This is a genomic window from Veillonella dispar, assembly GCF_937975875.1.
GTDB lineage: Bacteria > Bacillota > Negativicutes > Veillonellales > Veillonellaceae > Veillonella > Veillonella dispar_B.
Genome location: NZ_CALJSP010000110.1, coordinates 1 through 11,549, shown reverse-complemented (window position 1 = coordinate 11,549; position 11,549 = coordinate 1). Strand labels below are relative to the sequence as shown.

Here is an 11,549-nt window from a genome sequence, read left to right as displayed (position 1 = left end):
AAATGTACAATAATTATGTACAACAATGGGGCGGAGATGGTAATAAAAAGACTAGTCGTTTTAAAATGTTCTCTACTCATAAATCTGATAAAACTACGAGCACACCAAAACTACTAGATACATCTGTTATTATTGATGGACGTATTAAGGAACTATGTAATACAGGATTTATTGAAGGCCCTCTAATGGTTCCCCTTTTTGTATTGAATGAGTTACAAATTATTTCTGACTCTGCTGATGCTACAAAACGAAATCGCGGTCGTCGTGGCCTCGATATTTTGAAAGAGATGCAAGATGCTAAAAAGGTAGCCATTGAAGTGGTAGAAGATGATTATGATGATCTTACAGAAGTTGACTCTAAATTGATGCGCCTCGCTTTAGATAAGCAATGGAAGTTGATGACTAATGATTTCAACTTAAATAAGGTAGCTCGTGTACAAGGTATTGAAGTACTTAATCTTAATGAGCTTGCTAATGTACTTAAACCAGCCCTCATTGCAGGTGAATGGATTCGCGTGCAAATTATGAAAGAAGGTAAGGAAGTACACCAAGGTGTTGCTTATCTCGATGATGGTACCATGATTGTTGTTGAAGATGGTAAACCTTATGTGGGTCAAACTGTAGAGGTAATGGTTACATCCATATTACAAACTAGTGCTGGTCGCATGATCTTTGCTCGTGTAGATGGAGGACAAAATGGACAAGGTAATTAGTTGTATTGTTCTCGCCGCAGGTGCAGGGCGTCGCATGGGGTACAAAGAAAATAAGATATTTATCCTTTTAGGTCGATTCTCTATTATTCAGCGTACATTGCAAAATGTAGCAAATGTTGATGGCTTGAAAGAGATTATTCTTGTTGTAGCCGAAGGCGAACAAGAATATATGACAAAACATTTACAAGGGTTGGATTTGACTGTTCCCGTTCAGATAGTTCTGGGTGGAAAAGAGCGTCAAGACTCTGTAGCATGTGGCTTACAGGCTGTATCAGAGGATATCAATATTGTCCTTGTTCATGATGGAGCGCGACCATTAGCTTCTACAGAACTATTTAATAATGTTGCTGACGCGGCTAATACTTACGGTGCGGCTACTGTAGGTGTTCCGGCTACGGATACCATTAAACGAGTTGATACGGACCATAATGTTCTAGAAACATTACAGCGCAGTGAGCTATACCAAATTCAAACGCCACAAGGCTTTCAAAAAGAATTATTTGTAGAGGCTCATCAAGCAGCATATGAAACAAAATATCTTGGTACTGATGATGTATCACTAGTTGAGTATGTAGGTAAGTCTGTGCATATAGTTGAAGGGGATTATTGTAATATTAAAGTGACAACACCAAATGATATTGCAGTAGCTAAGCGATATTTAGGAATTGAGGATACACGTATGCGCGTTGGATTTGGTTATGATATTCATCAATTAAAAGCAGGTCGCCCATGTATTCTTGGCGGTGTTCATATCGAATCTGAACTCGGCCCTGATGGTCATTCCGATGCGGATGTTCTCATTCACGCATTGATGGATGCTATGTTAGGTGCTGCAGGTCTACGAGATATTGGATATTATTTCCCGCCTGAAGATGACCAGTATAAAGGGATTTCTAGCATGCTTTTACTAGAAAAGGTTAATTCCTTATTGAAAGAACGTGGGTTACAAGCCTATAATATAGATATTATGGTTATTTCGGAGACACCTAAGTTAAAACCACACATCGACACGATGAAGGCTAACTTACAATCTGTTTTAGAAATACCATTAGAACGTATTAGTATTAAAGCGACAACAAATGAAATGCTTGGTGCTATCGGGCGCCGTGAAGGCATTGCTGCACAAGCTGTCGTTTCTGTATATGAAGGAGAGGTATAATCATGAGTTCCATGAAAGTTCGTTTTGCTCCAAGCCCTACGGGTCCATTCCATATTGGTGGTGCTCGTTCTGCTTTGTTTAACTGGCTATTAGCACGTAAGGAAAAAGGCACATTTGTATTGCGTATTGAAGATACAGATTTGGCTCGTTCCACACGTGAAAGTGAAGAAAATATCAAAGCTTCCTTACAATGGCTTGGCATGAACTGGGATGAAGGTATTGATGTAGGTGGCGACAATGGCCCTTACCGTCAAACAGAACGTCTCGATTTATATAAAGAAGTAACACAACGCTTATTAGACGAAGGCAAAGCTTATGAGTGCTACTGCACACCAGAAGAATTAGATGTTGTTCGTCAAGAACAAATGGATCGTGGCGAAACACCTAAATATAACGGTCATTGCCAACACTTGGACGAAGAAACTAAGGCTAAATATATTGCAGAAGGTCGTAAACCAACAATCCGCTTACGCGTTCCTTTGAATAAAACATATGCATTCGACGATATGGTACGTGGTCATGTATCCTTTGAATCCAACGGTGTAGGTGATTTCGTTATCGTTAAATCCGATGGTATTCCTGTATATAACTTTGCGGTAGTAATGGACGATCATATGATGGGCATTACTCACGTTATTCGTGCAGAGGAACATTTATCTAATACACCACGTCAAATGGCTATTTATGAAGCACTAGGCTGGGAAGTACCTAAGTTCGGTCACATTTCCTTGATTCTTGGCAAAGATTACAAAAAAATGTCCAAACGCCATGGTGCTACATCTGTTGAACAATACAAACAATTGGGCTATTTGCCAGAAGCACTTGTAAACTTCTTGGCGCTTCTTGGTTGGGCTCCAGAAGGGGAAGAAGAATTCTTCACACAAGATGAATTGATTCAAGCCTTCTCCATGGATCGCGTAGCTAAAAATCCTGCTGTATTCGATATTGATAAATTGAACCATATCAACTTCCACTACATGAAAAACTTGAGCGATGAAGAGTTATTCCATCTTTGCTTACCTCATTTGAAAGAGGTTGGTTTAGCTCCAGATAGCTTAAATCAAGCGGATATTGATTGGTTGACATTGTTGTGCTCTACATTCCGTGATCATATTAGCTATGGTGGCCAAATTAAAGATCATGTAGGCATGTTCATGGGTGAAACTGTATTCCTTGAAGAAGGTCACGAAGAGGAATTGCGTGCTGTATTGAATGAAGAAACAGCTCCAACAGTTCTCGGCGCATTCCGCAATGCATTGGCTGAACTTGATGAAATTACGCCTGATGTTGTAAAAGCAACAATTAAAGCAGTTATGAAAGAAACTGCTTTGAAGGGTAAATTCGTATTTATGCCAATCCGTGTTGCCTTAACAGGTCAAATGCATGGTCCGGATTTAAATAATATTGTTACATTGCTTGGCAAAGAAAAATGCTTACATCGTTTAGATAATGTAAGTGCTTTAACAAAATAGTAATATCAGTTAATTTAAAAGCTCTCATAGCTATGGTTATGAGAGCTTTTTTATGTATATTGAGATTATTCAATAGAAATGCTATAATAATCGGCGTCTTTTATTTTTATTTATTATGAAAGTGAGTGCTTTTATGAGTATTATTCGTTCTCTTAACCACTTATTCAATAGTTATCTTTCATGGATAGTGCTATTGATGGCAGTGTTAGCGTATTTATTACCAACTGTATTTTCTTGGATGACGCCGTACATTGCGTACATGCTACAATTTGTAATGTTTGCCATGGGGTTAACATTAACAGCTCAAGTGTTCCTTGATGTATTTAAGCAACCGATGAAAGTTATCCTCGTATCTGTTATCCAATTTTTATGGATGCCATTAGCAGGTTTCTTGGTAGCCTTAATCTTCAATTTCCCACCAGAAATTGGTATCGGATTCATCTTGTTAGGTGCATGTCCTGGTGGTACTGCTTCTAATGTTATGACATTCCTTGCAAATGGTAACGTTCCGTTATCCGTATCTGCAACGACTGTTTCTACATTATTGGCTCCAATTTTGACACCTTTATTCGTTGTACTCTATGCAGGTGCTACATCTTCCATTGAAATTCAATTTATGCCGATGTTTATTTCTATCGTAAAAATCGTATTGGTACCAATTATCTTAGGTATCGTATTGAATTATTTCATCGGTTCTAAGATTGAACCAGTTAAAGATGTATGCCCAACAATTGCGGCTATTGCAGTATTGTTAATCTTGGCTGCTGTTACTGCGGTGAACCAAAAACAAATTGCTGAAACTGGTTTCATCATTTTCGTAGCGTGCTTAGTACAAAATGTGAGTGGTTATGTAGTAACGTACTTTGTATGTAAAGCGTTAAGCATCGATGTTTCTTCTCGTCGTGCAATGCAAATCGAAGTGGCAATGCAAAATTCTGCATTATCCGTATCCTTAGCACTTAAACATTTTACTCCTCAAGCGGCAGTAGCAGGTGCAGTATTCTCTATTATTCATAACTTTACAGGATCTATCTTTGCAGGTATTTGCCGCAAACATGATGATCAAGAAAAATTGGAAAATGCTTAATCGTTAATTCCTCATCCTCATCTTTCAAATTTATATCCGAAATCTGCATGTTTAATACATTATTTGGATATATTGAAAGATGAGGGTTTTCTTGTTTTCATTGACATTTTATAGGATAATTGATACAATATCTCTATATCTGAATATAGATTTAATACTAAAAGCTAAGACTGAAAGAAGTACTCTACAACTAACTTTTTAGCGAGAACCGATGGTGGGAGGGTTCAAGGATAGGTGGACGAAATGCATTCACGAGCTGACATTCCGATTATAGGTAGGTTTGTCCGGTGACGTGCCGTTATGCGATGAGTGGGTACTACATTGGTACCTAACAGAGTGGAACCGCGGACCATCGTCTCTGTATGAGATGAGGGGTCTTTTTTATTTTATGAAGATGGAGGCATCGGTAACGATGAGAGAAATTACAGTTTATAATACTATGACGCGCCAAAAAGAGGTGTTCAACCCTGTAACACCAGGTGAAGCAAAGATGTACGTATGTGGTGTTACACCATATAACCATCCTCACATTGGCAATGCACGTCCATTTGTAACTTGGGACGTAATTCGTCGCTATATGAAACATGTAGGCTATAAAGTAACATATGTTCAAAACTTTACTGATGTGGATGACAAAATCATCAATACATCCAATGGTGAAGGCGTATCTTGGGATACTATTGCAAATCGTTATATCGACAGCTATTTTGAAGTAATGGATGCCCTTGGTGTACAACGTGCTGATATTTATCCACGTGTTTCTACACATATCGAAGATATTATTGCTATGATCTCTACATTGATTGAAAAAGGCTATGCCTATGAACTCGATGGTGATGTATATTATAGCGTTGATAAATTTGAACATTATGGCGAGTTATCTGGCCGTACCTTAGATGATATGGAAGCTGGTGCTCGTATCGAAGTTGATGGTCGTAAGAAAAATCCTATGGACTTTGCATTATGGAAATCTGCAAAACCAGGCGAACCATATTGGGAAAGTCCTTGGGGTAATGGCCGTCCAGGTTGGCATATTGAATGTTCTGCCATGAGCCAAAAGTACTTAGGTACAGAATTTGACTTCCATGGTGGTGGTAGTGATTTGATCTTCCCACATCATGAAAATGAAATTGCTCAATCTGAAGGCTGCTCTGGTCAACATCCATCTGTACGCTATTGGTTACACAATGGTTTCATCACTATCAATTCTGAAAAAATGTCTAAATCCTTGAATAACTTCTTCTTGGTAAAAGATATTTTAGAACAATATAGTCCAGACGCATTGCGCTACTTCTTGTTGAGCACACATTATCGCAGTCCATTAGATTTCTCTGATGAACGTTTAGAAGAAGCAAATAAATCCTTAGAACGTTTAAGCACTGCTATTGAAAATCTATTGTACCTTGAAAAATGTGAACCAGGTCCTTGTGATGAGGCTCAACATTTATTAGAAAAAGCTAAAGAGTATGAAGAAGAATTCGAAGCAGCAATGAGTGATGATTTCAATACTGCTTTAGCTACATCTAGCATGTTTGGTCTTGCTAAAGAAATCAACATCTATTACCAAGCTGTGACAGGCCGTGAAGGCGTTGTTTGCCAAGAAGCAATTGCTGAGGTTAAACGTATCTTCAAGTTCATGACAGAGGTTATTGGTATTCTTGAAAAAGCATGGGAAGGCAACACAGGTGCCAATGCTGATGAATATGAAGATTTAATGCAGGTTATCTTGTCTGTACGTCAAGCGTGTCGTGATCAAAAACAATGGTCACTAGCTGATTGTATTCGCGATCGTTTGGCTGAAATCGGTATTACTATTGAGGATTCTCCTCAAGGTGCACGGTGGAAAAAACGTGAAATTTAAACAATTTCAATTCTTAAAGAATGAAGCGATAAAAAAGTTGACGGCTCTTGAACAAGAGCCGCTTCGTTTGCGTAAAAGAACTATAGAGGAATGCCTTAGTACAGATGCAGTTATGCTTGCCTATATTGGTGATGCCGTATACTCCATGTATGTGCGTGAACGAGTGGTACAAATGAATATAACGAAGGTGCAAGTATTGCACACAATTGTTACTGAGTTTATTTGTGCTAAGTCACAAGCGAAGGCATTGCTAGAAATAGAGGATACTTTTACAGAACAAGAACAAGCTATTGCACGACGTGCTAGAAATAGTAATGTAAATGTACCGAAAAGCAGTTCAGTTCAAGAATATCGTAGTAGTACCGCCTTTGAAGCAGTACTGGGATTTCTTTATGAAACGCGTCAAGATGAGCGATTACAAGATGTTATGAAGCAAGCCTTTTCAATAACTCTACGAGGTATGTAGTATGGATAATTATATTGTAGGTCGCAATGCAGTTAAAGAGGCCCTTAGAAGCGGCCGCTCTATTCAACGCATTATGGTCAGTGAAGATAAGGTTAAAACTGGTCTAGCTGATATTGTTGGTCTTGCTAAATCTCAAGGTATTGAAGTACGTCCAACGCCTATCAAACAAATGAATAAATATGATTTAGAGGTACCACATCAAGGTGTTATAGCTCTTGTTTCTGCCGTTCAATTTAAAGAATTAGGTGAAGTGCTACAAGAGACGAATCATGAAGTACCTTTGCTTATTTTGACAGATGGCGTTGAGGATCCTCATAACATGGGGGCTATCATTCGTACTGCTGAATGTGTGGGGGCTACGGCTGTTCTCATTCCTAAGCGACATAATGCACCTATTAATGCGACAGTTGCTAAAACATCAGCCGGTGCTATTGAACAAATTCCTCTAGTGCAGGTTGGAAATGTAGCTCAAACCATCAAACAACTTCAAAAACAAGGCTTTTGGGTTATGGGCGCTCATATGGAAGGGGATCGCACTTTATACGAGGCAGATATGACAATCCCTACTGTTATCGTCATTGGTAATGAGGGGAAAGGCATTAGTCGCGTTGTGAAAGACGCATGTGATTTCCTCGTTACCATTCCTATGTATGGAAATTTAAATTCTTTGAATGCATCTGTGGCTGCTGCTGTTCTTATGTATGAAGCTGTGCGTCAGCGCCAAGCGAAATAATTATGCTAAAAGATATTTTAATTGTAGACGGATATAATGTGATATTCGCCTGGACTCATCTAAAGAAACTCGCTCATGAATCATTAGAACATGCCCGTATGGAGCTTCGAGATAGATTGTTGAATTACGGAAAATTCAAGGGTTATGAAGTTATCCTTGTGTTTGATGGTAAATATACAAAATCTGGTGGTTCTGTAGAGGCTATTACGAGCGGCTTCCTCGAAGTGTATACTGAGGACGGGGAAACGGCGGATTCCTTTATTGAGCGAGAGGTGTTTTTGCGAAAAGGTAAATACACCAATGTATATGTTGTGACCTCTGATGGAGCTGAACAAAATCAAATTCTTGGATCTGGAGGCTTACGCATTCCAGCTCGAGAATTACAAAATATGATTCGTATAGCTAAGGAAGAGGAACGATTACAATATGCTCATGAACATAGACGAGATCAATTTAGCTTGCGACGTAATGAAGTAGGAGGGTTATTATCTCCAGAAGTAGCTGAAAAGCTAGAGAAATTACGGCGTGGCCATTGATAGTTGAAAATCACATATAGTTCCAGTATAATGAATATATTGGTTTTTCTGCTCAATTGTAAGGAGGAGCATATGAACACAATTCATACACGCAAGCCCGATTACAATTTCAAAGAAATGACCGATGAGCAAGTTGTGGTCATAGCTCAAGAAGAGCAAAATGAGTTTGCAATCGATTATATTGTTAATAAATATAAAAACTTTGTTCGTGCAAAGGCGCGTTCTTACTTTTTAGTAGGTGCAGATCGTGAAGACATCATTCAAGAAGGGATGATTGGTCTTTATAAGGCTACGCGGGATTTTAAACATGATAAATTGGCGTCCTTTAGAGCTTTTGCGGAGCTTTGTATAACTAGACAGATTATTACGGCTATTAAGTCGGCTACTAGACAAAAACATGCACCTTTAAATTCCTATGTATCTTTAAACAAACCAGTTTATACAGAGGAATCAGAGCGTACATTGATCGAGATGCTATCTTCAGCAAAGGTTACCAATCCTGAGGACCTTATTATCAGCCAAGAGGAATTGGATGATATTGAGCGCAATATTGGTCATATTTTAAGTGAACTCGAGTGGGAGGTCTTGGAAGGATATCTAGACGGACGTTCTTACCAAGAAATGGCTGAGGTCACTGATCGCAGTGTCAAATCTATAGACAATGCGTTACAAAGGGTTAAACGTAAATTAGAGAAGTATTTAGAACATCGGGTTTTGGACTCTCCAAGAGCCACACAGGAAGGATGACAGTCGTGACAAATTTTTTAATGATTGTAGAAGTAATCGTATCTATTTTATTAATCGTAGTAGTTGTTGCACAGAATAGCAAAAACGCAGGCATGGGCGGTGCTGTATCTGGTGCGGCAGACTCTTCTTTTGGTGGTAAGCAACGCGGTTTAGACGCTTTCTTATCTAAATGTACGATTATATTGGGGATTATCTTTGCTGTGTTGAGCTTAGTGTTAGGGGCAATGATTAATCAATTCTAATGATGAAAGCCTGCTTTGCAGGCTTTTTCTTTTTACCAAATGAGGAGGTGAAAATTTGAAGAAGAAAGTATTAGACTTTTATAAATCTATACAACCACATGCATATCATATTGAAGATGCTGCCATGGATAACCACATCCGTGGAGGTAAAGATCTTGAGATGTTTATTCGTTCTGCAAAAATGCTTGCTCGAGAAGGGGTATTAACATCTTCGCGACCTGATGTATATCAATATGCAGAGCAACAACATGAAGAATATGAAGGTATTTATAAGGGCTATCGTAAGTCTTTTGGCTTTGTCATTATGCCTGAAGATGAAGATATATATGTAGCAGAACAAAATAAAGGGACTGCCATGCACAATGATAAGGTTCGAGTTCGCGTTGTACCGTCTAACTATACAAAGCATAAACGAGAAGGCGTCATCGTTGATGTTATTGAACGAGCTAATGAAACTGTAGTAGGTACCTATGACCGACAACAACACTTTGGCTTTGTTATCCCTGATGATGAGCGAATTGGGACTGATATCTTTGTAGATTTAAAAAATACATTAGATGCTCGTAGTGGCGCAAAGGTATTAGTGAAAATCACTAAATGGCCTGAAGGCGATAAAAAGCCAGAAGGTGTTATTACTGAAATTCTTGGTTATAAGGGCGATGTAGGTCTTGATATTAACTGTATCATGGCTAATCATAAGATTCCATTTAATTTCCCCGATGATGTTATCAAAGCGAGCAAGAAAATTGATACCCTTATTCATGAAGACCCTGCCCGTTGGGATCTTCGTGACTTACAAATGGTCACTATCGATGGAGAAGATGCAAAAGATTTAGATGATGCTGTGAGTGGCCGAAAATTACCAAATGGTAATTATGAGTTAGGTGTACATATTGCAGATGTGAGTCATTATGTAGTATCCGGACAGGCCATTGATAATGAGGCCTATAAACGCGGTACATCTGTGTATTTAGTAGATCGTGTAGTACCGATGTTACCTGAGGTCCTATCTAACGGCATTTGTAGTTTAAATGCTCATGAAGACCGTTATGCTATGACGTGTATGATGGAAATAGATAAAGATGGTAAGGTTGCAAATTATCGTATACGTCCATCTATTATCCATGTAGGACGTCGTTGTAGCTATAAAGAGGTCTATAAGGCCTTAGAGGAAAATATTATTCCTCATGACTTACACGACTTTATGCCTATGCTGCATGATTTGGCAGAAATCTCTAAGATTTTGAATCGAATGCGTCGTCGTAGAGGTGCTTTAGATTTTGATTTCCCTGAATATAAAGTATTACTCGATCATGATGGTACACCGTTGCGTATTGTAAAACGAGATCGTACCATGGCGGAACGACTTATCGAAGAATGTATGCTCATTGCCAATGAAACAGTGGCTACACATTTAGAGCATACACACCGTACATCGGTATATCGTATTCACGAGAACCCAAGTGAAGAAAAGTTAGATTTATTCCAAAAGGTATTAAATTACTTGGGGCAAAATCTCGTCCTTAGTGCTGATGGTGTAACACCAAGAGATTTCCAAAAAATCTTAGATGTAGTAAAGGGTCAAGATATTGAGCAAGTAGCTCAAATTATGACCTTGCGTTCCATGCAGCAAGCTAAATATAGTACCAACAATGTGGGTCATTTTGGCTTGGCATCCACATGTTATACGCATTTTACATCTCCTATTAGACGATATCCAGACTTAATGGTTCACCGCCTTTTAAAAGCCGATATGCATTGGGAAAATGGCTATTCTAAACGCGATGTAGATGAAGCATTCTTAGCTGGAGCTGTTGAACATTCTTCTATACAGGAGCAAGTAGCTACTGAGGCTGAACGAGATACAGTAGATCTTAAAAAGACACAATATATGGTTCCATTTGTAGGGGAAGTCTTTGAAGGAACTATTTCTAGTATTACATCCTTTGGGATGTTTATAGAATTAGAAAACGGTATCGATGGTCTTGTGCATATGAGCATGATGAACGATGATTACTATTTCTTCGATGAAGAACATTTTGTGCTTGTAGGCAAGAGAACAGGTAAAACCTATCATTTAGGTGAAAAGGTAACTGTTACATTAGTAAAAGCCGATGTAGAAAAGAAACAAATCGACTTTGTACTAGGTGAAGTCAATAATCTAATGGCTATACAAGAACAATTGCGCAATGGTTCTGACTATGCAACTAGTCGCAATAGCTTTGGTAGTCGTAAAGATCGTAAATCTTCAGGCAAATCCAGTAAAAAATCTTCACGACGTGATAGTAATAAATCTGGTCATTCTAGATACGATGCTTTCAGTAAAAAATCTAGTAAAGGTAAATCAAGTCGTAAGAAGTCTACTAAAACGACTAAGCGTAGTCAATCTAAGAAATCTAAAAGTAAACGTAAACGATAGAGGTATATATGGCAAAACAATCTAGTCCATCTCTTATTGCTGATAATCGTAAGGCGCGTCATGATTTTAATATTCATGAAACCTATGCAGCCGGTATTGCTTTGACAGGTACTG

Annotated in this window: 12 protein-coding genes and 1 other annotated feature; all 12 genes read left to right on the top strand. The window is 38.5% G+C overall.

What is annotated here, in order from left to right; translation table 11 throughout:
* Positions 1 to 713 (top strand): PIN/TRAM domain-containing protein (locus Q7P05_RS05150; protein ID WP_303930887.1); only part of this gene is annotated, 713 nt, incomplete at its 5' end.
* Positions 697 to 1,872, top strand: coding sequence for a 2-C-methyl-D-erythritol 4-phosphate cytidylyltransferase (gene ispD / locus Q7P05_RS05145; RefSeq protein ID WP_303930885.1), 1,176 nt, complete (start codon positions 697 to 699; stop codon positions 1,870 to 1,872). The genes Q7P05_RS05150 and ispD, both read left to right, overlap by 17 nt.
* Before the next feature lie 2 nt (positions 1,873 to 1,874).
* Entirely contained in the window at positions 1,875 to 3,344 is a 1,470-nt protein-coding gene (gltX, locus tag Q7P05_RS05140) for a glutamate--tRNA ligase (protein ID WP_303930883.1), read from the top strand.
* A 115-nt stretch (positions 3,345 to 3,459) separates the two neighbouring features.
* Positions 3,460 to 4,431 carry a bile acid:sodium symporter family protein gene (locus Q7P05_RS05135; RefSeq protein WP_303930882.1) on the top strand — a complete coding sequence of 324 codons (972 nt, stop codon included), beginning with the start codon at positions 3,460 to 3,462 and terminating at the stop codon, positions 4,429 to 4,431.
* A gap of 157 nt (positions 4,432 to 4,588) precedes the next feature.
* Positions 4,589 to 4,794 (top strand) — a binding site (T-box leader).
* A gap of 49 nt (positions 4,795 to 4,843) precedes the next feature.
* Positions 4,844 to 6,292 (top strand): cysteine--tRNA ligase, encoded by a 1,449-nt coding sequence (gene cysS, locus Q7P05_RS05130; RefSeq protein ID WP_303880947.1) that lies wholly within the window; start codon positions 4,844 to 4,846, stop codon positions 6,290 to 6,292.
* A complete protein-coding gene (locus Q7P05_RS05125) occupies positions 6,282 to 6,758 on the top strand; it encodes a Mini-ribonuclease 3 (protein WP_105093843.1) in 477 nt (158 codons plus the stop codon). Before cysS ends, Q7P05_RS05125 begins: the two co-directional genes overlap by 11 nt.
* Position 6,759: 1 nt before the next feature.
* Positions 6,760 to 7,491, top strand: a complete 732-nt coding sequence (gene rlmB / locus Q7P05_RS05120) for a 23S rRNA (guanosine(2251)-2'-O)-methyltransferase RlmB (RefSeq protein WP_060924287.1) — start codon at positions 6,760 to 6,762, stop codon at positions 7,489 to 7,491.
* Between the two features lie 2 nt (positions 7,492 to 7,493).
* Positions 7,494 to 8,027 carry an NYN domain-containing protein gene (locus Q7P05_RS05115; RefSeq protein ID WP_004697429.1) on the top strand — a complete coding sequence of 178 codons (534 nt, stop codon included), beginning with the start codon at positions 7,494 to 7,496 and terminating at the stop codon, positions 8,025 to 8,027.
* Positions 8,028 to 8,099: 72 nt separating this feature from the next.
* On the top strand, positions 8,100 to 8,774 hold the full coding sequence (gene sigH / locus Q7P05_RS05110; RefSeq protein ID WP_004696966.1) for an RNA polymerase sporulation sigma factor SigH: 675 nt from the start codon (positions 8,100 to 8,102) through the stop codon (positions 8,772 to 8,774).
* Positions 8,775 to 8,779: 5 nt separating this feature from the next.
* A complete protein-coding gene (secG, locus tag Q7P05_RS05105) occupies positions 8,780 to 9,016 on the top strand; it encodes a preprotein translocase subunit SecG (RefSeq protein WP_004695991.1) in 237 nt (78 codons plus the stop codon).
* Positions 9,017 to 9,071: 55 nt separating this feature from the next.
* Complete coding sequence (gene rnr, locus Q7P05_RS05100; protein ID WP_303930880.1) at positions 9,072 to 11,435, top strand: ribonuclease R; 2,364 nt, start codon at positions 9,072 to 9,074, stop codon at positions 11,433 to 11,435.
* 8 nt (positions 11,436 to 11,443) lie between these two features.
* On the top strand, positions 11,444 to 11,549 hold a 106-nt coding region (locus Q7P05_RS05095), incomplete at its 3' end, for an SsrA-binding protein (RefSeq protein ID WP_303930889.1).

Coding starts and splice junctions, on each gene's coding strand:
- cysS (WP_303880947.1), top strand. CDS start 4,844: ATGAGAGAAATTACAGTTTATAATACTATGACGCGCCAAAAAGAGGTG.
- sigH (WP_004696966.1), top strand. CDS start 8,100: ATGAACACAATTCATACACGCAAGCCCGATTACAATTTCAAAGAAATG.
- gltX (WP_303930883.1), top strand. CDS start 1,875: ATGAGTTCCATGAAAGTTCGTTTTGCTCCAAGCCCTACGGGTCCATTC.
- Q7P05_RS05135 (WP_303930882.1), top strand. CDS start 3,460: ATGAAAGTGAGTGCTTTTATGAGTATTATTCGTTCTCTTAACCACTTA.
- Q7P05_RS05115 (WP_004697429.1), top strand. CDS start 7,494: ATGCTAAAAGATATTTTAATTGTAGACGGATATAATGTGATATTCGCC.
- rlmB (WP_060924287.1), top strand. CDS start 6,760: ATGGATAATTATATTGTAGGTCGCAATGCAGTTAAAGAGGCCCTTAGA.
- ispD (WP_303930885.1), top strand. CDS start 697: ATGGACAAGGTAATTAGTTGTATTGTTCTCGCCGCAGGTGCAGGGCGT.